The organism is Myxococcales bacterium (genome assembly GCA_016712525.1).
Lineage (GTDB): Bacteria > Myxococcota_A > Polyangia > Polyangiales > Polyangiaceae > JAAFHV01.
The window spans coordinates 1,306,677-1,329,163 of record JADJQX010000008.1; the positions used below are offsets into that span (position 1 = coordinate 1,306,677).

At 69.5% G+C, this 22,487-nt stretch carries 17 protein-coding genes; 6 read left to right on the plus strand and 11 right to left on the minus strand.

Going from position 1 to position 22,487, the window contains the following annotated elements; genetic code table 11:
* Positions 1-5: 5 nt before the first annotated feature.
* The 4 genes from IPK71_35090 to asnB form a co-directional block, all read right to left on the minus strand.
* Complete coding sequence (locus IPK71_35090) at positions 6-1,484, minus strand: hypothetical protein (GenBank protein MBK8218986.1); 1,479 nt, start codon at positions 1,482-1,484, stop codon at positions 6-8.
* A 67-nt stretch (positions 1,485-1,551) separates the two neighbouring features.
* Positions 1,552-2,367, minus strand: coding sequence for a trypsin-like serine protease (locus IPK71_35095; protein ID MBK8218987.1), 816 nt, complete (start codon positions 2,365-2,367; stop codon positions 1,552-1,554).
* 125 nt (positions 2,368-2,492) lie between these two features.
* Entirely contained in the window at positions 2,493-2,738 is a 246-nt protein-coding gene (locus IPK71_35100; protein ID MBK8218988.1) for an acyl carrier protein, read from the minus strand.
* A 98-nt stretch (positions 2,739-2,836) separates the two neighbouring features.
* On the minus strand, positions 2,837-4,828 hold the full coding sequence (asnB, locus tag IPK71_35105) for an asparagine synthase (glutamine-hydrolyzing) (GenBank protein MBK8218989.1): 1,992 nt from the start codon (positions 4,826-4,828) through the stop codon (positions 2,837-2,839).
* A 242-nt stretch (positions 4,829-5,070) separates the two neighbouring features.
* Between asnB and IPK71_35110 the strand changes: the two genes are divergently transcribed.
* Positions 5,071-6,807 carry a response regulator gene (locus tag IPK71_35110; GenBank protein ID MBK8218990.1) on the plus strand — a complete coding sequence of 579 codons (1,737 nt, stop codon included), beginning with the start codon at positions 5,071-5,073 and terminating at the stop codon, positions 6,805-6,807.
* A gap of 12 nt (positions 6,808-6,819) precedes the next feature.
* On the opposite strand, the gene IPK71_35115 is transcribed toward IPK71_35110, so the two are convergent.
* From IPK71_35115 to IPK71_35135, 5 genes are all read right to left on the minus strand, one after another.
* Positions 6,820-8,070, minus strand: a complete 1,251-nt coding sequence (locus tag IPK71_35115) for a hypothetical protein (protein ID MBK8218991.1) — start codon at positions 8,068-8,070, stop codon at positions 6,820-6,822.
* A 50-nt stretch (positions 8,071-8,120) separates the two neighbouring features.
* Positions 8,121-9,149, minus strand: a complete 1,029-nt coding sequence (locus IPK71_35120) for a 2-dehydropantoate 2-reductase (protein MBK8218992.1) — start codon at positions 9,147-9,149, stop codon at positions 8,121-8,123.
* Between the two features lie 49 nt (positions 9,150-9,198).
* The gene (locus IPK71_35125) at positions 9,199-10,728 is read right to left on the minus strand and encodes a serine/threonine protein kinase (GenBank protein MBK8218993.1); all 1,530 of its coding nucleotides are present in this window, start codon (positions 10,726-10,728) and stop codon (positions 9,199-9,201) included.
* Positions 10,729-10,947: 219 nt separating this feature from the next.
* Positions 10,948-11,412 (minus strand): hypothetical protein, encoded by a 465-nt coding sequence (locus tag IPK71_35130; protein MBK8218994.1) that lies wholly within the window; start codon positions 11,410-11,412, stop codon positions 10,948-10,950.
* A 14-nt stretch (positions 11,413-11,426) separates the two neighbouring features.
* A complete protein-coding gene (locus tag IPK71_35135) occupies positions 11,427-12,785 on the minus strand; it encodes a PAS domain-containing protein (GenBank protein ID MBK8218995.1) in 1,359 nt (452 codons plus the stop codon).
* Positions 12,786-13,095: 310 nt separating this feature from the next.
* On the opposite strand from IPK71_35135, the gene IPK71_35140 reads away from it, so the two are divergent.
* Positions 13,096-15,369 carry a hypothetical protein gene (locus tag IPK71_35140; protein MBK8218996.1) on the plus strand — a complete coding sequence of 758 codons (2,274 nt, stop codon included), beginning with the start codon at positions 13,096-13,098 and terminating at the stop codon, positions 15,367-15,369.
* Between the two features lie 115 nt (positions 15,370-15,484).
* Positions 15,485-16,324: a hypothetical protein gene (locus tag IPK71_35145; GenBank protein ID MBK8218997.1), complete on the plus strand. Its 840-nt coding sequence runs from the start codon at positions 15,485-15,487 to the stop codon at positions 16,322-16,324.
* Here IPK71_35145 and IPK71_35150 read toward each other — a convergent pair.
* A complete protein-coding gene (locus tag IPK71_35150; GenBank protein MBK8218998.1) occupies positions 16,305-17,528 on the minus strand; it encodes an endonuclease/exonuclease/phosphatase family protein in 1,224 nt (407 codons plus the stop codon). The genes IPK71_35145 and IPK71_35150 overlap by 20 nt on opposite strands.
* 107 nt (positions 17,529-17,635) lie before the next feature.
* Positions 17,636-18,880, minus strand: coding sequence for a beta-lactamase family protein (locus IPK71_35155; GenBank protein MBK8218999.1), 1,245 nt, complete (start codon positions 18,878-18,880; stop codon positions 17,636-17,638).
* 113 nt (positions 18,881-18,993) lie between these two features.
* Here IPK71_35155 and IPK71_35160 point away from each other — a divergent pair, with 113 nt between their 5' ends.
* From IPK71_35160 to IPK71_35170, 3 genes are read left to right on the plus strand one after another with little or no spacing between them, the layout of a single operon-like run.
* Positions 18,994-19,851 (plus strand): DUF350 domain-containing protein, encoded by an 858-nt coding sequence (locus tag IPK71_35160; protein ID MBK8219000.1) that lies wholly within the window; start codon positions 18,994-18,996, stop codon positions 19,849-19,851.
* The gene (locus IPK71_35165; protein ID MBK8219001.1) at positions 19,848-21,083 is read left to right on the plus strand and encodes a glutathionylspermidine synthase family protein; all 1,236 of its coding nucleotides are present in this window, start codon (positions 19,848-19,850) and stop codon (positions 21,081-21,083) included. The genes IPK71_35160 and IPK71_35165 overlap by 4 nt, the downstream gene beginning before the upstream one ends.
* A complete protein-coding gene (locus IPK71_35170; GenBank protein ID MBK8219002.1) occupies positions 21,080-22,465 on the plus strand; it encodes a hypothetical protein in 1,386 nt (461 codons plus the stop codon). The genes IPK71_35165 and IPK71_35170 overlap by 4 nt, the downstream gene beginning before the upstream one ends.
* Positions 22,466-22,487 lie beyond the last annotated feature (22 nt).

Consider the following 22,487-nt stretch of genomic DNA (forward strand, 5'->3'; position numbering starts at 1 on the left):
GGAGCTCACTTCGGCGCGCGAACGCGAACCGGAGCCGCGCGCACACGGAGGAGCTCCGGGGGCGCACCAGGATAGCCCGCGTCGACGTCGAGGCCGTCGCCGAGCTGCCCGCTCTGGTTCTGTCCCCAGCACGCCACTTGGCCCTTCTGGCCCGCGGCCGTGCCGAGCACCGCGCACACGTGCTCGCGCCCCACGGCGAGCGCGCTGGCCGAGGGCGGCAGAGAGACCACGTTCGCGAACGCGCCGTTCGTCTTCGTGTCGAGCGCGCCGCGCCCGAGCTGACCGACGTCGTTGGCGCCCACGCACTGCACTTGGCCCTGGGTGACGACACACGTCGTCTGACCGCCCGCCGAGAGGGCCGTCACGTTCGTGGCGTCGAAGCCCGCGACCCCTTCTGCGGGGCGGTATCCCGTGGTAGCCGAGCCCGTCTGCCCGCGCGTGTTGTTGCCCCAGCAGCGAAGGCCCGTCGGCGTGACGCCGGCCTGTTCGAGCCGGATGCACGCGTGCCCGGCCCCCGCGGCGACGAGTCCATCCTTGAAGAGCCCGAAGACGGGCGCCTGACCGCCGTCGCTCGCCGTGCTCGGGAAGCGCATGGAGATGTCGAACCCACCGGGCTGCGGAGGCGCGCCGATCTGCCCGTTCACGCGGCTGCCCCAGCACGCGATGGCGCTGAAGAAGGCCGCGCCCGCCGCCCCGTAGAACCCGGAGCAGGCGAAGTCGTCGCCGGCGGCCACCGTGAAGCCCTCCTGCGGGCTCCCGGCCTCGGTGCCGTTCTGGGTCACGAGGATGGGCGTGGTCGCGGGTTGACCGTTGGTCGACTCGGTGCCGACTTGCCGCGCGATGTTCTCGCCCCAGCAGAAGAAGCGACGCGCGGGGAGCCCACCGAGATCGCCACCCTTCATGCCCGCGCAGGTGAACGCCGCGCCAGCGGTGAGGGTCTCGGCGGTCGTCCAGAACGAGGCGTTCTTCGCCGGCGGCGACACGGGCCCCACGGTGCCCGTCGCGACGAGGCTGCCTCGACCGAGCTGCCCGCGCTCGTTGCTGCCCCAGCACCGGAGCTGGCCGTCGGTGAGGATGGCGCACGTGTGGTTCCCGCCCGCGGCGACCTGCACGGCCTTGCCACCGAGCTCGACCTTCACGGGGAACGAGCTCCGCGCCACCTGCGCCGTGGGCACGCCGAGCTGACCCGCGCCGTTCGCGCCCCAACAGAGCACGTCCTGCCCCGCCGTCACGACGCACGTGTGCGCGCGGCCCGCCGAGATCTGCACGGCGTCCTCGAGGAGGGGCCCGGTGCTCGCGTCGAGCCCCGCGTCGTTTCCGGGCTGCGCACCATCGGGAGCGACGGACGTGTCGGGGGCGGTGCCGTCACTACCTTGGCCTGCGTCGCTCGCACCCACGGGCTCGTCACCCACGCAGTGGATCGTCGTCGCCGCCGCCATGACCGCACCGAGGGCCACGCCCCACCCACGCCGAAAGCTCTTCATGACCATCCTCCGTACCCAAGGGTAGTGAATGGTAGCCCGAATATCGAGCGGCCGCAGCGAACGCGCCTCAGCGCCACTTCGCGACGTACGCGTCGACCATCTCGGCGACCCGGTCGATGCGCGTGTAGCCCTCACGGGTGCGCTCGACGCCCACGTTCGATGCGTCGGCGCTGCCGCGCACCGTGCCGATGATTTTCCCGTCGCAGAGGAGCGGCCCACCCGAGTCGCCGCTCGTGGCGATACCGGTGACCCATTTCACGACGACCTCGTTCGTCGTCACGTCGGCGACTTGGCTCTTCGCCGAGCGGCGCGAGCCGGCGGTGTAGGCGTTCGGGTTCTGGGCCGTCGGCGTGAGGTGGGCGCCGAAGCCCACGGCCGTGCACACGTCCCCGACGAACGGGTTGTAGAGGCCCCAGAAGAGGCGGATGTCCCCCGTGTAGCGAGGGATCGGCGCGACGTCCGTGATGGGCGTCGCGAGGTGCACCACGGCGACGTCGAGCTTCCCGGTGCAGCCCGGACCATCGGGTTTCTCGTAACACGGGTGCACGACCCACTCTTTCACGCCGACCGAGCGGAGGTTCGCGGGGACGGGCTCCTTCCCCGCGGGCACCGTGCCGAAGAAGAACGCCGTGGGCTTGCCGAGGGCGACGTGCGCGGCGGTCAGCACGACGTCGGGGGCCACGAGCGCGCCGCTCCCGAAGCTGCCGGACGCGAAACGAAGCATGCCGACCGCGGGGTACGATCGCTCGACCTTCCCCCCATTGATGGCCTCCTCCGAGCTCGCCCCACCCGTGTCCACGGGCGCATCGTCGGCCTGGGCAGAGCACGCGAAGAGCGACGCGAGCGCGAAGAGGAGGGCAGCGCGAGACGAGACGGAGGACATCGTTTCTACCGTATCACGGCCTTTCGTGTGCTCGCCCGCGAGACCGGAACGAGACCTTCGAAAGGACGAACGGCGCCTCGCACGGGTGCGGAGCGCCGTCGTGGTCGGCCCGAAGGGACCGAGGCTCAGCCCTTCTTCTTCTTCTCGACGAACGCGGCGATGCGGGCGATCGAGTCGAGGTTCTCCGGGAGGAGCTCGGCGTCGTCCACCTTGATGCCGTAGGTCGACTCGAGGTGCGCGACGACCTCGAGCACGCCGGTCGAGTCGATGACGCCCTTGTCGAGGAGCGAGGCGTCGTCCGGGAGCCCGGCAGGATCCGCCACGTAGAAGTTTTTGACGATGAACTGACGGACGTCGGCCTGAATGCTCATGAGTCTCTTCCCTCACCCCGTGATCGCCACGGCCTCCGGAGTCTCTCAGGTTCGGAGGGCCACGACAAGCGTATCCCGCCCTCGCGCCGCATCCGACCTCAGACCTTCTCGACCACCGTCGTGAGGGGCACGTCGCGCGGAGCCGCGGGCCTCGCGAGGATGTGCTCGTGCACGAGCTGGGTCGACAAGATGCCGACGACCGCCATGTTGTCGGCGTTCGAGAACTGACCGCTCGCGGCGCGTGCGCGGCACTTCTCCCAGAGCGTGCGAGCCTGGGAGACGCCGAACACCCCGGCCTCGGCGAGCGCCTTCTCGCTCATGACGTGCTCGGTCCACTCGGGCACGCCCTCCCCCACGAACGAGAGCGCGTCGGGGGCGCGGTACGGCTGCTTCTTTCGCGCGAGAATATCGTCCGGGACGAGATCCCGGCTCGCGCGTTTCAAGACGTGCTTTTCGTCGAGGACGTGCAGCTTGTAGCTCGCGGGCAACGTATCGGCGAGGGCCATCACGTCCTTGTCGAGGAAGGGGAAGCGCCCCTCGACCGAGTTGCCCATGAGCATGCGATCGCCCTGCGACGAGAGCAGGTACCCCGTGAGGAGCGTGCGGATCTCGACGTACTGATCCTGGGCGAGCGACGACCACCGCGAAAACTCGGGAGGGAGCGTCGCGAGGAACCCGGCGACCACGTCCACGGACGCGGTGGCCTTGGTGATCTCGGGCGAAAAGAGGCGCTTCAGCGCCGCGGTCGAGCGCCACCGGGCCTCGTGGGCGAAGCCGGGTTGCCCCGCGTTCTCGAGGTTCTTGCCGAAGAACTGCACGGCCATGGCCTTCTGCGCCACGGGGGACCGCGCGAGGTACGGGTAGAGACGATCGAGGAGGAGCGGCCGCCGCTTGGAGCCCGGCTCCTTCGCCCAGAACCTCCGGACCTTTCCCTCGCGGAACAGATCGTAGCCGGCGAACATCTCGTCGGCGCCCTCGCCCGTGAGGACGACCTTGATGCCATGATCGCGCACGAGGCGAGAGAGCAAAAAGAGCGGCGCGGGAGCGGTGCGGAGCACGGGGCGCTCGGCGAAGCGTACGACGTCGGGGAAGACGCGGGCGATGTCTCCGCGTTTCACGGTGATGGAGTGGTGCTCGGTACCGAGGCGCTCGGCCATCTGCCTTTGGTACTGGGTCTCGTCGTACTCGGCGTCCTCGAAGCCGACGGAGAACGTCGAGAACTTCTCGCCCTTCGCGCGGAGCCCGAGAGCGGCCACGAACGACGAGTCGAGGCCGCCCGAGAGGTAGCTCCCGACCTGCACGTCGGCGCGGAGCATACGGAGGGCCGTGGCCTTCTCGAGCGCTTCGCGTACGGCAACGGTCGCGTCCTCGAGCGTGCCCTTGAACGTGTGCGCGCCGCCGGGCTCACAATAGTGGGGCTGCCAGTACGGAGCCTCGCGCACCCCGCCGTTCTCGTAGGTGCGCACGAAGCCCGGGCGGAGCTCCTCGACGCCGGCGAACACGGACCGTGGCGGCACGATGCTCCAGAACGTGAACGTCTCTTCGATGCCCAGCGGATCGAAGGCGCGCGGGATGCTCGCGTCGGCCGCGAAAATAGCCTTCACCTCGCTGCCGAAATAGACGCGGCCCGCGTGCTCGGTCACGTAGAGCGGTCGCACGCCGACCCGGTCGCGCGAGAGGACGAGGCGCTTCTTCGTCTCGTCCCAGAGCGCCACGGCCCACTGGCCGTTCATCTTGGCGAAGGCGGCGTCGCCCCAGGCCTCGTACGCGTGCACGATGACCTCGGTGTCGCTCTTCGTGCGGAAGGTGTGCCCGAGGGCGAGGAGCTCTTCGCGGAGCTCGACGTAGTTGAAGATCTCGCCGTTGAAGGCGATCCACAGGGTGTGGTCCTCGTTGGCGAGGGGCTGCTGCCCCGTGGAGAGGTCGATGATCGAGAGGCGGGCGTGGGCGAGACCTGCGCGCCCGTCGCGGTAGATGCCGAGCTCGTCGGGTCCGCGGTGGAGCATGGCCCCACACATCCGCTGAAGCTCCTCCCGAGTAGGGCTCTTGGCCGCGCCCGTTCGGGCAAAAATACCCGCAATTCCGCACATCGTTCGCTCTCCCGCGTGGCCCCGGCGCCCGAGGCCCCACGAAGCTAACGGAAAAGCTCACGCCCGTCGCGGCCCTCTTCGAGGCCCCTCTGCCCTCGAGAAGGTTCGGGGACAGGCGGACGCACACCTTCACGGCATCCCAAGGTACGACCTCCCGACCCAAGGTAGGGCCAAGCCTCTCGGGGCCGTGCCGACGAGGACGCCCTTCTCGTGCGCGCGAGACCACGATAGCGTGGGGAATCGTGGGAAGCGTCGCACCGGGGGGAACCATGGCGGCGATCGAGGGCGTCAGCCTCGGCCGGAAGGCCTCGATCATGAACGGCGTCGCACGCGCCACGGAGTGCCTCGTGGGCGCGCCGGAGTGGCGAGGTGCGATGAACGAGGTCTTGGCGACGTTGGGGGCGTCGGCCGGGGTGAGCCGCGTCTACCTCTTCGAGCGCCTCACGGTCCCGGGCGACCACATGCGGGTATCGCAGACCTTCGAGTGGGCCGCGCCGGGCATCGCGCCGCAGATCGACCACCCCGAGCTCCGCGATTTCGATCTCGGGCTCTTCCCGCGCTGGACGAGGTTGCTCCGCGAGGGCGAGCCCGTGTTCGGAGACGTCACCGACTTCCCCGACGAGGAGCGGCCCATCCTCGAAGATCAGAACATCGTCTCCATCCTCGTGCAGCCCGTCTCGATCGGAGGCGCGCTGTGGGGATTTCTCGGCTTCGACGCGTGCGTCGGCCCGCAGCGCTGGGAGCCCGTCGAGATCGACGCGCTCCGTATCGCCTCGCTGGTGCTCGGATCGAAGGTCGAGGCGGAGCGTCGCGAGCACGAGGCGCGGAACAGCCACAAGATGGAGGCCCTCGGCCGCATGGCCGGAGGCGTCGCGCACGACTTCAACAACATCTTGGCGGTCGTGATGGGGAGCCTCGATCTCGTTCGTCGCACCGTCGGTGATCCCGACAAAGCCGACACGGCGCGGCGTCACCTCGGCGTGCTCGACCAAGTGACCGAGCAAGGCGCGCGGCTCACCCGCCAGCTCCTCGACTTCGCACGGCAGAGCGCGCCGACGGCGAGAGCGACCGATCCGCGGGCGGTCGTCGGGTGCATGGCCGACGTGCTGACGCGGGTCGCCGGGGCTTCCGTGGCGGTCGAGATCGACGGTCTCGACCACGCCTCGCCGGTGAGCCTCGACGCCGCGTCTCTCGAGCGTGTCGTCATGAACCTCGTCGCCAACGCACGCGACGCCATGCCGAACGGCGGAGTCATCCAGGTTCGCCTCCGGACCCTCGACGCGACGGACGCGAAGGTCTTCGGCGACGTCCTCCCGCCCGGGACGTACACCTTGCTCAGCGTCCGAGACACGGGAGAGGGCATCCCAGGCGAGCTCCGCGACAAGATCTTCGAGCCCTTCGTCACCACGAAAGACACGGGGCACGGGCTCGGGCTGTCGACCGTGTACGGCGCCGTCATGGGCGCCAAGGGGCACATCGCCATCACGAGCGAGCGAGGCGAAGGCACCGAGATGCGGGTCTATCTGCCCATCGCGTGCGCCCCGCCCGAAAGAACATCTTCCGCCCGCGTCGCGAGCGTCGTCCCCGCGCGGAGACCGAGCCGTCGAATCGCCGTTTGCGACGACAACGCGGTATTCCGCGCATGGGTGGCGGACGTGCTCACGGAAGCAGGCTACGACGTGATCGTCCCCGACGACGCGCGCGCCTACCTGGCCTCCCCGAAAGAGATCCCCGAGATCGATCTGCTCGTGACGGACGTGAGAATGCCAGGCGTCGACGGCCCGACGCTCCGCAAGCGCCTCCGCGAGCTCCTACCTGGCACGCCAACGGTCTACATGTCGGGCTTCTCGGAGGGGCTACTCGCCCAGGCCGACAAGGAGAACCAAGGGAGCGGGCGCGCCGAGGCCTTCCTCGACAAGCCCTTCTCCCGTGAAGAGCTCCTCGCCACCGTCGACGGCGTACTCAAGGCCCGGGGCTGAAGCCCGACTCGACTACTTCGGTATCCATACCCGCGACGAGAACGGATCGAAGACCACGGAGAACGCGTCGACCAAGAACGACGCGCCGAGCTGCGCCGCGGGGACGGTCCACGTGTCGATGCCGCCGCATTTCTCGGCCTCCGGAATCTTGTCCTTCACGAAGACCACATTGCCTTCGTCGTGCCGACCAACCACGCCACCTTCGGCGATGAAGTCGACCGCCGTGCCCTTACGGAGCCTGTAGGCCGCAGCCTTTTGGCTCACCCCGGCGGCGCACGTCGTCAGGAAGAGGTCGTCCTCGGGAGCGCGAACGAGGAGCCCGGGGTCCTTCGTCTGGATCTGCTCGAGCAGGGCTTGGTTGACGTTCATCGAGTGCCGGGTCACGCGGTCGTCGTAGCCGCTATCGATCTGCGCGAGCGCGCGCACACCGCCGATCGCGATGGGAACGGTGGGCACGTTCGGGACGGTGAACCCGGCGGTCGACGCGGCGTCCGGGGCCGCGAGCACCTCGGAGAGCGGGCGGAGCTTCTTCGTGTCGTTCGCGAAGAAGCCCCCCGTCGGAATGGGCGAGAACCCCGCCCCGAGGAGCTGGGCATCGGTGCAGAACGCCTTCGGGTCCGCTTTGTGGATTTTGCCTTTTTCGTAGTCGAGGGTGAAGGGGTAATTGGCCAAGAAGTCGGTGCCGATGATTCCCGACTGGCGAACCGAGCTGAAGAGCACGCCGTAGTCGGCTGTCACGAGGCCGACCCTGCCCCACGTGCCGAAGAAGTCGAAATGATCGAAATAGCACGTGGCCCCGGGGATCGCGGGATCGCCGAAACACTGCGCGGGGGTCGGCGGGGTCGAGCCTTTGAACCCCTTGAGGTCGATGGTCGACCCGTTCGCGCCGAAGTCGATCAAGAAGTCGCCCACGCTCGAGCCACGAGGGGCGAGCGCGTCGGCCCCGGCGTCCCCCGCGTCCCCCGCCGGGGCGCCCGCGTCGGGAGGGCTCATCGGGACGGCCACGTACGACTTCTCCCCGGAAGTGCGCATCGGGATCGAGACACCGACGCACGACGGCAGGATCGGCGGGAGCCGCACGTTGGGTACGGCCGAGTCGACCGACGAGCCCGTGTCCGCCTTCTTTCCCGAGTCGACGGGCTCGAGGATCGGGCCCGTGCCCGCGTCGCTCGGGGCCGTGTCGGCCTCCCCGCAAGAGGCGGCGTGCAGCACGGCGAGCGGCGCGAGGGCGAGGACGAACCAAGAAAAGCGAGGGCGGATCACGGCGACGGTATAACCGCGGCCCCTCCCCCCCGCAAGCAGGCCACGTCGGTTCAACGGCCGTGCGGGCCGGTCTCCTCGAAGAGCTCCCTCAAGAGCGCGTGGCTCGACCGTGCCTCGCCACGGGCGATCTTCCATACCGTGTCACGGACGGCGCGGTTCACCTTCGTGTCGACGCCGTGTTTCTCTCCCAGCGCGACGACCTCACCGTTCAGAAAATCGACCGCCGGAGCCCTGCCCCGCTCGATCGCCTGGAGCATCGAGCTGCGCATGCGACGGTACCGAAAGCCGACGCCGAGCAAGAGCCCGTGCTTGGCGAAGAGCCCCGGAGATGCCGCCGCCTCTTTCTCTTCGGGGGTGAGGGCGATCCAGTCGAGGTCGATCGTGCCGGACACCTTCTCGAGGGTGACACGCTCGGCCCGCGCCACCTCGACGGTCTCGGTCATGATCTCGAGCGCGAGCCTTCGCACGTGCCGCTTCCGGAGCAGCGCGCCGAGGCGGTCACCGCCGATCGTCCCGAGGGACGAAATCGCGCAGTTGATGGCGAGCTTACTGAAGCGCTTTCCCTTGAGGTTACGGGTAGTTTCGACGGGCCCCACCGCCCCGAGCGCCGCGACGAGGGCGTCCATGTCGGGCGTCGGTGCGGCCCCGTCGAAGTAGCCGAGCGTGAAGCCGCCCTTGGCGGTTCGGTCGTAGAGCCCCGGCTCCGGCATGGCCCCGCCCCACGCCACCACCGCCCCGACGACGCGCCCCTGGCCGACGATGGCTTCGACCCGGGGTTCACACAGGCCGTTCTGGAGACACACGATCTTGCCGGTCGACCCGAGCGCGGGGGCTGCCTGACGCGCGGCCTCGTCGACCTGGGGTGGCTGCACGGCCAGAATGGCGAAGTCGAACGGCCCCTCCGGGACGGCCCGCGCGATCGGACCGCGCACGACGCGGGGCTCTCCTTGCCCGCGGAGGCGGTATCCCCGGGACTCGACCGCGCTCGCGATGGCCTCGTTCGTGGTCACGCAGACGACGTCATGCCCCGCCTCGAGGAGGTGCGCCGTCACGATGCCACCGAGCCCACCGGCCCCCATGACCAAGAAACGAGCCATGGGAGCACTCTACACCGGGGCGCGCCGAAACTCAGCGGAGGATGGGCGCGCCGTTCTTCCATCCCCGAGGCGTCGGCTTCGGGGCGGGGCGCGACGCGGGCTTGTCGGACGCGGCGGGAGGAGGCGGCGCGAGCTTCGGCGAGGCGCTCGACCCCGAGGGCGAGACCGACGAGGCCGTCGGCACGAGCGCGTGGAACGGCGCGATCGACACCGCCTCGACGGGCGCCTCGGCCAGCGCGGTGGGCGCGGAGACGGACACGGCCGACGAGGCCTTCGCACCGAAGAGGCGCGCTTCGATCGTCCCCTTTCGCCCGAGCACGGCGACCACGAGGGCCGCCGCCATGAGCACGCTGGCTGCGACGAAGCCCGACTTCCTCCTCCCTGGGCGCGGCACCGGGCCGCTCGCGTCCGAGTAGGGCTCGAGCTCGCTCGACGGGCTCGACGGCGGAGCGAGGTCGTCGAACGGGGTGACGACCAACGCGGTCGACGTGCTCACCGAGATGCCGGCGGTGCTCTCCCTCGCTACCTCGGGGCGCTCGGAGCGCGTGGGCTTCTCGCGAAGCTCCTCGGCGATGAGGGCGTCGAGCACCGCGGGCGGGACCTTGGCCGTTATCGCGTCTTTCACGGGGCTCGGGGCGATCGGCAAGAGCTGGGTCGGCACGGTGAGCTGCGCCGTCGACCGCTCGGAAGGGCGCCGCTGCGGCTCGGACGGAGGGCGCTCGCTCACGCCCGAGAGGCGCTCACGCACGAGGAGCGCGAGATCGCGTCGGGTGTTCTTCTCGCCCATTCGCTCGAGCACCTCCTCGAGGGCGGTGCCCATGTCGCGCGCCGTGAGGAACCGCTCGTCGGGGTTCTTTCGCAGCGCACGTGTCACCACGGCGAGCACGTCTGCCGGCAGCTCGCCCGCGACGGGCAGCTCGGGCTCGCACGACACGAGCTTCACCAGAGCGGCGATGTCGTGCGACCCCGGATACGGGATCCGGCCGGTGGCGAGCTCGAGCAGCGTCACGCCGACGGCCCAGACGTCGACGCGCCGGTCGACCTCGAGGCCGAGCGCTTGCTCCGGCGCCATGTAGCGCACCTTGCCGCGCAAGATCCCCTCGGTGGTGTCCTCGGTGATCCGCCCCTCGGCCTTCGCGATGCCGAAGTCGATCACTTTGACCCGGCCCGACCGGCTGACGAGCAGGTTCTGGGGCGAGACGTCCCGATGCACGACATGAAGAGGTGCGCCTTCGTCGGTGCGAGCCTCGTGGGCCGCATGGAGCCCGTCGCAGGCTTCCATGCAGATGCGAAGCACGACCGGGAGAGGGATCCGGTGCTCGGCGAGCCGCCGCACGGTCACGCCCTCCACCCACTCCATGGCCAAATACGGGACGCCGTCGTGCTCCCCCGCGTCGAGCATCTCGAGCAGGTTCGGGTGCCGCACCGCCCCGGAGATCCGCGCCTCCTCCACGAAGAGCCGCGCCAAAGCCTCGGACGACGCACGCGAGGCGAGCACCGTCTTCAGCGCGACACGACGCCCCTCGAAGGCTTCGTCGAACGCCGACCACACCGATCCCATGCCTCCCCGGGCCACTTCCCGTTCGAGGACGAATCGCCCCACTGCCACGCCTGGACGTAGCTCTCTCACCGAGAGAGAGCATACCGTCGAGAGACGACGCGACAACCTCGCGCCACAAAGTCGGTGGGTGGTCTACCGACCACCGGGGGAAGAGGAGGATACGCCCCCCGACCCCCCACCTTCGCCGACAGCGGTCGCGCCTCGGTCGCTTCGATCGATTCAGAACGACGTCACGAACGAGAACCGCTTGGCCGACGAGGGCCACGTCATCGCGCGCACGGCCTTGTCGATGCAGCCGGCGATCTCGGCGTTCTGAGGGTCGGTGCTCACCGTGACGCCCATGGCGTGACCGTCCTTCACGGCGACCTTGACCACCACCTTCATGTCGTCCGGTGTGTTGCAGTCTGCGAGCGCCTGCCCGCTCGCGACCGGGCCCTTCAGCTCGGAGTCCGTGAGCTCGCGAGAGCCCTTCGTCTCGCCGAGGTCCTCGGGGATGGCCAGCGCTTCGTCGTACGAGGGGCCTTCGTGGGAGTAGCTCGTCGGAGCCAGCACCGGCGGCGGCACCGACGGCCGATGGTGTGACGTCCCGTGGGGGACCGGCGGCGCCTTCGGGGGCGGAGGGGGATCGCCACACGCGACGAGCGCGGCGAAGAGCGGGAGCACGAGCGCGAGAGGGGACCTCATTTCCGACGATGGTCTCACCGTTCGCGCGCGGCGGCGAGGGGGTCGTCACCGAGGCGACCTTGGAGGAGGAAGGTCCGCATGTCGCCCTTGCCCTTGATGGCCACGACGCCACGATCGGCGAACGCGAAGCGATCGGCGAGCCTCTCGCGGACGACCTCACTCACCTGGATCTCGCCCACGACCCCGTGCGATTCCATGCGGCTGGCCGTGTTCACCGTGTCACCCCACAGGTCGTAGAGGAACTTGTGGGTCCCGATGACCCCGGCGACCACGGGCCCCGTGTGCATGCCGAGGCGAAGCTCCATCGGCACCCCGGCCTGGGCCGTCACTTCCCGGATGGCGGTGCGCATGGCGAGCCCTACGTCGGCGACGACCTCGACGTGGTCGGCTCTCTCCTCGGGTACGCCAGCCACCACCATGTACGCATCACCGATCGTCTTGATTTTCTCGGCGCCGAAGTCGGCGGCGATCGCGTCGAACCGGGAGAAGACCATATTCAGCACCCGAACGAGCTCGGCCGCCGACATACGCGCCGCAAGCGTGGTGAAGCCCACGACATCGGCGAAGAGCACGGTGGCCTCCGGGAAGCTGTCGGCGATGACGCCCGGGCTCTTCTTGAGGCGCGTGGCGATCGACTCCGGCAAGACGCTCCGGAGGAGCCGCTCCGAGTCCTCTTTGGCGGCGGCGAGCTGCCGCTCCACCTCCTTGCGGCCCGTGATGTCGAGGAGCGTACCGACGAGCCCGGCGAGCTCACCTTCGCGGTTCGTGAAATTGGCCTTGTAGAAGATGACGTCGTGCTGCGACTTGTCCGCGTACATCACGCGGGCCTCGTAGGTCTGCACGGCGCCGGGCCCTTCGGCGAGGAGCTGCGCGTCGGCCTCGAAATACGCTTGAGCGAGATCGCGCGGAGCGATCCCGAAGACCGAGCGGCCCACGAGGTCCTCGCGGACGAGGCCGCGGTACACCTCGAAGGCGCGGTTGCAGCCGAGGTAGATGCCCTCCGTGTTCTTGTAGAAGACGGGCGCCGGGATGGCGTCGAGCACGGTCTGGAGGAAGTGAAGCTCGTCGCTCTGGTTCGAGAGGCTCGCGGCCGCGGCAGCGTCGCGGATGACGAAGAGGCTCACGTCGGCGCCACCGAGGACGTGACGTGTCCTCGTCACGGTGAGCGCGAGCGAGGCCCCCGCGGCCGTACGCCCCTTGCAGGCTCGCTCCGGATCGCCCTCTTCGGGCGGCAGCTCGACGAAATCGACCAGCGGTCGCCCACGGAGCGCCTCGCGCGAGTCCACGAAGAGGGCCTCGGCCCCGGCGTCGGCCGAGGAGATACGACCGTCCGCGTCGACGCAGAGCGTGGCAACTCGGTTGGCGGAGGACATGGCGGCCTCCGGAAAAAACCATCCCTTCGAGGCTTCCGCAAGAGGCGAGGCGCGGGGACGACGGACCTCTCGGGCGCCGCGACGCTTTTTTCGAATGGGAGCGGCGAGCCCCCGCCAAGCTCTTCGTAGACCGCTCGCGCTCGCCGCGAAGCCGTCGATCTTCGGACCGCTTCGGGCCCCGACAAGGGTCCCGGGGCGAAGCACCCTCCGCTCGAGGCCGAAGGCCTGCGCGCTCACGTGGCCCCGAGGAACGACGACCCGCGCGACGCACGACCCCTGACGACCGCGGCCAATCGGCCCAGGAGCCCCCATGCGCACGCACGCACGCACCTTCGTGAGCCTCTTCGTTTTGGCGTCCGCCACCACCTTGGCCACGGCATGCCTCGACCGGCCGGTCTCGCGCGAGGAGCCTACGACCAAGTCGAACGTGCTCATCTCGTCGAAGCAGAGCGCCGTCGACAAGATCGACCTCCTCTTCATGATCGACAACTCGGCATCGATGGCCGATAAACAGGAGATCTTGGCCGAGGCCGTGCCCGACCTCGTGGCCAGCTTCGTCACGCCGGCGTGCCTCGACGCCGACGGAAAGCCGACCGGTGAAAAGGCCAATCCCGCCGCTCCGGAAGGGCAAGAATGCTCGAAGGGGAAACCCGAGTTTCGCCCGATCGTGGACATTCATATCGGTATCGTCACTTCGTCGATGGGTGGCTTCGGTGGCGGGGAGTGCGAGGACCCGAACCTCCCGAGGCAGCGCGACGGGGCGAGGCTCGTGGCGCGTGGGCCCGGTGGGGCGACGGTGCCGGGAGTGGGCTCGTCGCAGTTCCTCGCGTGGTTGCCGGACGTGCCACGAAACGCGGGAAAACCAAGGCTTGCGGGGGCACCTCCCATCACCGACTTGGCTACCCTCGGCTCGAGCGCGGCCGCCATCGTGAAGGGCGTCGGCGACACGGGATGCGGCCTCGAGGCCCAGCTCGAGAGCGTCTACCACTTCCTGAGCGATCCCATCCCCCACGAATCCGTGGCCCTCTCGCCGGCCGGAGGCAGGAAACAAGCGGCGCTCACGGGGCTCGACCGGGAGCTCCTCACCCAACGCGCCGAGTTCCTACGCCCCGACTCGCTCGTGGCGGTCGTGATGCTCACCGACGAGGACGACTCGCAGGTCGACCCGACGGCATTGAACGGGTTCGGGCACTACTGGGCATCGCTCTCGGGGCTCGACGCTTCGGGAGGTCAGGCCTCTCCGCGAGGCACGAGCACGTGCGCCGCCACACCGTACGCGCCGAGCTGCCTGTCGTGCCGGCAGGACGGAGCGAGCGGAGATCCGGAGTGCCAGAAGAACGGCGGCTTCTATTCGCCCGCGGAAGACGTCTTGAACGTCCGGTTCCACAAGATGAAATCGCGTTTCGGCGTCGACCCGCAATACCCTCTCGAGAGGTACAAAAACGGGCTCGCGAGCCTCAAGGTCCCCGGACGCGCGCCCGGATCCACGTGCAGAAATCCGCTCTTCGCCAAGGGCCTCCCGCTCGACGCCAAGGACCCGAACGATCCTCGGCTCTGCAACCTCGAGGCGGGGCCAAGGCAAGCCGATCAGGTGTACTTCGCCGTCATCGGAGGGGTCCCCCAGGATCTCCTCCACTACACCCCGGACGACGAGCAGGCGACGGCGCTCACCGACGCGGACTGGGACAAGATCGTCGGGAAGGACGCCGACCACTACGCACGGGACGAGGGCCTCGATCCTCGCATGGTGCAGTCGACCCGCCCCCGAGCGGGGAGGCCGGGCGCGACAGCGACCTCGGGCGACAACGCGGTCGGGGGCGAGGTTCGTGATTGGGAAACCGACGCCAAAGACCTGCAGTATGCATGCACCTTCCCCCTCCGGACGGAGCGCGACTGCTCGGACAAGAAGAGCTGCGACTGCAACTACGACCCGAACGGCACGGGCAAGGTCCTGAATCCGCCGCTCTGCGACAAGACCGGAAAGAAACAAACGCACGCGAAAGCGTACCCGACGCCCCGCGAGCTCCGGGTCGCGCGGATGCTCGGAAAACAAGGGATCGCAGGCTCGCTCTGCCCGATCTCGTTCGAGGCGGAGAAGAACGGCGCTCCGAATCCTCTTTATGGGTATCGCCCCGCCGTCGCTACGATCGTCGGGAAGCTCAAGGGGAGCCTCATCTCCGAGTGCCTCCCTCAGAAGCTGGATCGCGACGCGGACGGTCTCGTCTCGTGCGTGGCGGTGCACGCGCTCCCCGAGCCAGGCGCGAAGTGCGAGAGCTCTCCGGGGCTCATGCCGCTCGACGCGGAGCTCGGCGAGTCGTTCCTCCGGAGAAAACGGGACAGCGGTGACACGTCGTTCGCCGGAAAGACGCTCTGCCGTTCCACGCAGCTCCCCGTCGCCCCCGGGGAGACGTGCGCGGCCTCCGAGAGCCCCGGGTATTGCTACGTCGACAACGCCGAGGGAAAGCGCCCGCTCCAACGGTGCTCCCAGGCCGTCGTGTTCTCCAAGACGGGGGCGCCCCGACCCGGGGTAACGACCGACCTCCTCTGCGTGAAACAGTCCGGAGGAGGTGCCGAGGCGCGCTGAAGGGAGCTGCCCGACCACGGCGGTCGGTCCTCGGGGCTCGTGGCGCGCCCCGAGGACCTCCGCCGGCACCGCGTTACCTGTTTCGGAATCCCGCCCGCCGATTTAGGCTCCGCCCATGGCGCTCGTGGGACTCTTGGGAAAACCGTTCGTCGACCTCGAGCCCTACGTGGACGTGGAGGCGCTCGAAGCCCTCGACCTCGAGATCTGCCTCGGGCTCGCGCGCGTTCCGACGTTCGTCACCGGCGGGAGCCACAAGAGCATGGGCATCGTGCCCCCTCACCTGCGAGACGACCCGTACGCCGACTACGGCGAGGTCATCGCCCGAATGTCCCGCGACGAACGAATCCTCTTCTATTCCCTTTCCGACTCGCCAACCCTGCTCGATCCCGACACCCCCGAGGCGTACACGTTCGGCGAAGAGCGGGACGTGCCCCTCAGCCGCAAGCAGGTGAAGCTCCTCGAGACGCGCTACGGCGTCTACTTCCCCTGGTCCACGTACCTCGAGCTCATGCCCGGTGGCGCATGGGACGAACAAGGCAACCCGCGCGGGAAGGCCTTCACCAAAGACGCGCTCGTGTACTTTCCACGCACCGTCGCCTTCGTGCGGAGCCTCCCGTTCGCGTCGATCGGCGGCGTCAAGCTGCTCGGCCTCTCGGCCTGCCAACATGGGACGATTCATCGCGATCGCGACCCCGCCCACGGCCCCCGCGGCGGCCCGGGCGATGGCTTCATCATGCTCTCGCCCACGGGAAAGAAGCGCCTCTTCTTGTGGGACGACGAGGCCCACGAGGCCACGGTCATCGAAAAACGCGCCTACTGGTTCAACGACGCCGACTATCACGGCGTGCACGCGGACCCGTATTTTCGCTATTCGATCCGCGTCGACGGGACGTTCTCGCCGGAGCTCGTCTCCGCCCTCGGCTTGGAAACGCGCGTCACGGGAACGACGGCGTAACGCGGGTCGCCTCGCCGCCGCGCCCCTGGACGTTCGCCCCCGTCTGCCAGTCCGTGTCGTCCTCGAGGAGCTTCAGCTCGAAGGGCCCCGCGGCGATCTCGGTCGACGCCATCTCCACGCTCCCTCCCGACGTCGCGAGGAGCGGCCAGCCCGAGAGCCACGAGAGGGGAGCTGCGTTTCCTCGGACCGTGAGCGCCCGGGCACGCGAGGCCGCGCCGACGCGCGTGACGGAGACCGGGGAGCCTTGCCTCGCGGCGAGGACCGCGACGATCATCGGGTGATCCGACACCGCCTCGGCGCCCTCGAGCTGGATCGAGAAGCCGGACTCGGCGTACGGGGCCGATCGGTGCAAGAGCGCGTGATCGATGCGCGTGAGCCCGAGCGAGGCGCCGAGCGCGACGAAGCCCGCCGAGCGCAAGGCGGCGTGCGACGACGCATCGACGCGCGCGTTGTAGTCGCCGAGGACGAGCGCCGACACGGTCGACTTCCCCGCGCCGTCGACCGGGGCGTCCAGGACCGCACGGACCGCCACGTCGCGGGCTTGAGCGGTGCGCACGTCGGCGTTGGCGTGATCGAAGTGCACGTCGACGACGTCGATCGGTGGCATCCCGGGCGGAGACACACGAACGGCGAGCGCCTGACGCGAGAGCGCCCCTTGGACCCGATGAACGAGCGGTCGAGCCTCCCCGAGCGGCAGGCGCGAGAAGATCCCGAGGTGCTCGCGTGCTTCGTCGGGTGTACCGACCCATGCATCATGCACATACACGAGACGGCTCTCCCACGTGGCGCCCGTCTCCGTGCGGAGCGCCGCGCCGAGGTGGCTCTCCATCGACTCGCCGCCCTGCCCCGCGCGCGTACAGACCTCTTGGGCCACGAGCACGTCGACGCCGAGGGCCTTCATCTTCTTGGCGACGGCGGCGGCGCGGGCGGCCGAGGACGCGAACGAGGTCCCCTCGTTCTTGAGGCAGTGCATGTTGAGCGAGGCGATCACCAGGTTTCGGCCGGGCGCGGGCGGCGCGCTCGCGTCCTCGGGGGGCTGCCCATCGACCGAGGCGTCAGGCGCGGGAGACGAGGGGATCTCCGCGGGAACGGGCAGCGGCGAAGCGTCGGCCTCCTCGGGCTCGAGGAGCGCCGCGCGGCCTCCTCCGCACGCGACCGCGGCAGACAGGACGAGACCCGAGGCCAGGGCAACGAACGTTCGCATCGCCCCCGGTGTAGCGCACGCGCCACCGTCACGCACGCCCGAGTGACGACAAAATGGCCTAAGAAAACGCCCCCCTCGGGAGCCGGTCCGGCCCCCCCCCGCGACCTTCAGCTCGCCTCGCGGACCCCGTCGGAATCGTAGAGGGCGCGGCAGAGGGCCATCGCGCGGGGCGAGCGGACGCGCCAATCGAGGCGGTTCATCACGTACCCGATCGCGAGCTTCTTCACGGGATCGCACCACCCGAGCGCGCCCCCCATGCCCGCGTGACCGAAGGACTCACGGGTCGGAGAGAACACCGAGGACTCCTCCTTCAAGAAGCCCTGGGACCATCCGAGCGGCTTCTGGAGGACGAGATCGCGCTCCGAGAAGCCTTGCCTCGCGTGGAGGGGCAAAATCGTCGACGGCGCGACGATGCGTGTCGCCCCGACCGCGCCCCCGAGAGAGAAGGGCAAGTACGCGCGCGCGACGCCTCGGGCGCTCCCCGTGGCGGCCCCGGAGGCGAAGTCGGACCGGCGCACCGGGATCGAGTCGAAGGCCTCGACCGACACCCCGCGTGGGCTCGTGAAGGCACGTCGTGTCCACGACCCGCGCGACACGAGATCGCGCATGACGCGGTCCTCGGCGGTTCCCCCGACGACCACGGAGCCGAGCATCTTCACGAGGCGCATCGGCACCGGGTACGGGTAGATCGTCGCCATCCGCGCGTCGATCTCGGGTCCCGTGCCGAGCGACACGTCGGCCCCGAGCGGCTCGAAGAGCTCGCGTCGCAAGAACTCCCCGAGGGGCTCCTTCGCGATCCGCTCGAAGAGCTCGCGCACGTACACGCCGAACGTGACGGCGTGGTAGCCCTGCCCTTTCCCGGGCTCCCAGAGCGGCCTTTGGCGCTCGACTGCGCGGATCACCTTGTCGCGCGAGTCGTCTCCGAGGACGTCCGCGAGCGAGACGGGCTCGTCGAACGCGAGCAGCCCGGCCTCGTGGTTCATGAGGGTCCGCACCGTGATCGCGGCCTTCCCGGCCTGCGCGAACCCGGGCCAATACGTGGCGACCGGCGCGTCCCACTCGAGCAGCCCTCGGTCCGAGAGCATCGCGAGCGCCATAGCGGCGAGCCCCTTCGTGACCGAGAAGAGGACGACACGTGTATCATGCAACCATGGAGTCGCCTTGTCGCGATCGGCGAGCCCTCCCCACACGTCCACCACCAGGCGACCGCGGTGGTAAACCGACAGGCCAGCGCCGAACTCCTCTCCCGCGCGGAGGTGCTCGGCGAACACGCGGGCGACGCGCTCGTAGCCCGGGGCGTACGTGCCTTTCCCCGGGAAAGGACAAGGGATTTCGGGCAGCTCGTCGATCATGGGCGGGCCTCGCGGGGGCGTTCTCTTCGGAACGAAGGTTAGAGCACCGAGGGGCCCTCCGCGGCGCGTCTACTCGAAGTCTCTCGCCCGAAAGCTCATGCTAGGCTCGGGCCATGGTGGATTCCTCGGCCTACCGGCTCGGCATATGTGCCGCGCTCGCGGTGCTCTTGCTCGTGGTGCTCGAGCTCGCGCTCCGCGTGTTCTCGAAGGCGCCCTCGCTTCGCCAGAACGAGACGCAGAAGAACCCGGCCGACGCCCTCCGCCACGCGGGCGACGTGATCGCGACCTTGCTCGTCGCGGGCACGGTCGGCGACATGGCCACCACGGGAGAATCGGTGAAGACCGATCTGCTCCGCGCCGCCGGGTTCGGCATCACGGCGACGCTGCTCTTCCTCGTGTGCTCGCGCGCTCAGACGCGCTTCTTCCTCGCGCAGAAGCTCACGGGTGAGGTGGAACGGGGCAACCCCGCGGCCGGGCTCGCCGCGGCCGCCCACTCGGTCGCCACGGGCATCTTGGCCGCCAACGCCGTCGCCGGAGAGACGCTCCACGATCTCGGCCTGTCGCTCGTGTTCTTCGTGCTCGGTCAGGTGGCGCTGCTGGTCATCGTCGCCCTCTTCCGCATGCTCACCGTGTACGACGACAGCGAGGAGATCCTGGGCGAAAACATGGCCGCGAGCCTCTCGTACGCGGGCATCACCATCGGGGTGGCCGTGCTCGTGGGGCGCGCGAGCTCGGGCGAGTTCACGACGTGGGGAGAGTCGCTCCTCGCGTTCGCCGAGGTGCTGGCGTACGCGCCGCTCCTCTATTTCGTTCGGCAGTTCGTGGTGGGCAGCGTGGTGCTCGGGCACAAGCCGGCGCTCCGCGGCGGTCCGCTCGACAAGGCCATCGGCGCCGAGCGCAACGTGGGCCTCGCGGCGCTCGAGGCGGCCACGTACATCGGCACCGCGCTCGTGGTCGAGAGGCTCCCGTGAGCCTCGCCTTCGAGGACCGCATCGTCGAGGCCGGGCTCATCGGCGACCCGTTCTTCGAGGGGGCGCCGCGCTTCCGCGAGGAGCCCGTGGTCCTCTCGTCGAAGACGTGGAGCGCAGCCTGCGACGTGGCCCGTGGCATCGTGCGCGTCCACGACGAGCTCACCCGCATCGTCGGCGCCGATCCCGACCTGCTCGACTCGTTCTACGAGCTCTTGCCCTGCCAGCGGCTGCTCTGGGAGGCGTCGAGCCCGTTCTGGCACGGCTACGCCCGGGCGGACGTGTTCGAGACCGACGCGGGCCTCGTCGTGTGCGAGCTCAACTCCGACACGCCCACGGGGCACGCCGAAGCGCTGTGCCTCTCGTCTCTCGTCCGCGACACGACGGGCGCCACGTTCGATCCGAACGAGCGCCTCAAAGATGCCCACCTCGACATGATCGAGGCCTACGCCGAGGCCCGCCTCGGGCCGGGCTATCCGCGCACCGCAGGGATCATGTATCCCACGGATCTTACGGAAGATTTGCCGCTCGTCCGCCTCCTCCAGGGCTGGCTCGAGTCCCGTGGATTCCGCGTGGTCACGGGCTCCCCCTACAACCTCGGCGAGCACGCGAGCGGGCAGGTCGCGCTCTTCGGCGAGCCATGCTCCGTGATCGTGCGGCACTACAAAACCGATTGGCTCACCGAGCGCGTCCCGGTGTGGACGTGCGATCCCCCGTTCGACGATCCGTTGCCGCTCGCGAGGCCCCTCGAGCTGCTCGCGCGCGCCGAGCTCCGCGGCCGTTCGGTCGTGGTGAACCCGCTCGGCGCGGCCCTCACGCAGAACAAACGCTCTCTCGCGCTCCTCTGGGAGAAGATCGATCTCCTCACGCCCGAGTCACGGGACTTCGTCATGGCCCACGTTCCGGAGACCATGCGCCTCGAGTCGGCGCACCCCGCCCTCCTGTCGGTCGAGCGCGAGTCGTGGGTCCTGAAGAGCGACTACGGCTGCGAAGGTGACGAGGTGGTCCTCGGGCACGAGCTCACGCAAGACGAGTGGGACCGCGCGCTCTCCCTCGCGCAGCCCGGCCGATGGATCGTGCAGCGCCGCTTCCGTCCGCGCCTCTCCCCGAGCGGCGAGGCCACGAACCTCGGCGTGTACGTCGTCGCCGGCGAGGTGGCAGGCCTCTACGCGCGAACGCACTCCGGCGCGACCGACCGGCACGCGACGAGCGCGCCCGCGTGGGTGAAGAAATGACGACCCCTCCGAACGGCCCGAAGGCCCCGGGAGCACCTCTCCCGAAGCTCCCGATCACGATCCAGGAGCGGATCGACAACCCTCGCTACATCGGCGCGCGCTGGTGGTACGAAGGGCTCGAGCGCGAGGTCGACGGCGTGGCCCGCCGCAAGGCGTTGCTCGGGTTCATGGCGCTCGGCGTCGGCATCGCGGGCATCGGCTGGGGCATCTCGAAGGTGACCAAATCGGCGGCGAGCGGCATCGACTCGGACGCGCTCGAGGCTCAGAAGAGCTACGGATGGAACGTCGGCGCCGACGACGTCGCGCTCGACTACCAGGCGGCCGCGCTCGGCGAGGCGTGCGATCCGAACGTGCTCACCACGCTCGCCACGCGGCTCCGGCCCACCGATCCGGCGTTCGTGCCCCACTACCGCGCCACGCTCTTCCAGGCCCTCGCGGCCACGCCGACGGCCTCGGGCCTCGTCGACACGGGCAAGGCGCTCCGCGATCAGATGCGGTACGTCTCGAACACCGAGACCCAGCTCGCGTTCGATCGCGGGCGCGCCATGGCCGCGCTCTTCGAGGGAGCCGCCGCGAAGGGCAAGGCGCTCGTCGTCGATCTCCCAGGTCCCCTCGCTGTCGCGTTCGCGGCCGGCCTCTCCGAGAAGCTCGAGCCCGTCTTCGGGTTCGACGGGTGGCCCCACCCGCGCGGCGTCGTGCCGTCGCATCTCACGCTCGGGTCGGCGCTCTACTTCACGGATCTCTTCGAAAAGACTGCAAAATCTCGCCCCACGGGGGCAGCGCCCGTGTTCGTGCTCGATCGCGCTCGCCTCTCCCCCTACGAGGACGACTCGGACAAGTTCGACAACCGCTACGTCGCCGTGCTCCCCACCGCCGATTCGCTCGCGAGCTTGGGCGTGACGCAGCTCCTCTACGTGAGCGCCGACGGCGACAAAGAGGCCGACGACATCGCCGACGACTTCGTCGCCTACAAGAAGAAGAACATCGACCTCCGCATGGTGTCGACGGCCGACTTCACCGCCGACACGAGCGCCCCCGCGCAGAAGGTCGCGGTCGCCCCACGCGGCGCCAGCGCGAGCTACGAGTCGAACCCGAACGTCTACTACGGGGGCTCGAGCGGCACCCATTTCTGGTTCTGGAACACCTACGGCTGGGGCAGCCCACCGCGCCCGGCCACGCGCCCCGTGTTCGTCCCGGTGCGCCCGTCGTACGTGCCGTCGCCCCGCACGACCCCGTTCTCGAGCACCTCGGGCTCGCGCTCTCGGCCGAGCGATTTCGGGCGCGTGACCGTGCACCCGTCCCCCTCGGGCGGAAAACCCTCGGGCTACTCGCGCTCCGGCTCCTGGGGCCGCGGCGGCTCGCTGTTCGGGAGCGGAGGATGAGCCCGGAGACCTCGCTCCATCT

Bases quoted from the DNA above. Each gene is read 5' to 3' on its own strand.
- IPK71_35090 (MBK8218986.1), bottom strand. From the start codon at position 1,484: ATGAAGAGCTTTCGGCGTGGGTGGGGCGTGGCCCTCGGTGCGGTCATG.
- IPK71_35095 (MBK8218987.1), bottom strand. From the start codon at position 2,367: ATGTCCTCCGTCTCGTCTCGCGCTGCCCTCCTCTTCGCGCTCGCGTCG.
- IPK71_35100 (MBK8218988.1), bottom strand. From the start codon at position 2,738: ATGAGCATTCAGGCCGACGTCCGTCAGTTCATCGTCAAAAACTTCTAC.
- asnB (MBK8218989.1), bottom strand. From the start codon at position 4,828: ATGTGCGGAATTGCGGGTATTTTTGCCCGAACGGGCGCGGCCAAGAGC.
- IPK71_35120 (MBK8218992.1), bottom strand. From the start codon at position 9,149: ATGGGGGCCGGTGGGCTCGGTGGCATCGTGACGGCGCACCTCCTCGAG.
- IPK71_35125 (MBK8218993.1), bottom strand. From the start codon at position 10,728: ATGGGATCGGTGTGGTCGGCGTTCGACGAAGCCTTCGAGGGGCGTCGT.
- IPK71_35130 (MBK8218994.1), bottom strand. From the start codon at position 11,412: ATGAGGTCCCCTCTCGCGCTCGTGCTCCCGCTCTTCGCCGCGCTCGTC.
- IPK71_35135 (MBK8218995.1), bottom strand. From the start codon at position 12,785: ATGTCCTCCGCCAACCGAGTTGCCACGCTCTGCGTCGACGCGGACGGT.
- IPK71_35140 (MBK8218996.1), top strand. From the start codon at position 13,096: ATGCGCACGCACGCACGCACCTTCGTGAGCCTCTTCGTTTTGGCGTCC.
- IPK71_35145 (MBK8218997.1), top strand. From the start codon at position 15,485: ATGGCGCTCGTGGGACTCTTGGGAAAACCGTTCGTCGACCTCGAGCCC.
- IPK71_35150 (MBK8218998.1), bottom strand. From the start codon at position 17,528: ATGCGAACGTTCGTTGCCCTGGCCTCGGGTCTCGTCCTGTCTGCCGCG.
- IPK71_35155 (MBK8218999.1), bottom strand. From the start codon at position 18,880: ATGATCGACGAGCTGCCCGAAATCCCTTGTCCTTTCCCGGGGAAAGGC.
- IPK71_35160 (MBK8219000.1), top strand. From the start codon at position 18,994: ATGGTGGATTCCTCGGCCTACCGGCTCGGCATATGTGCCGCGCTCGCG.
- IPK71_35170 (MBK8219002.1), top strand. From the start codon at position 21,080: ATGACGACCCCTCCGAACGGCCCGAAGGCCCCGGGAGCACCTCTCCCG.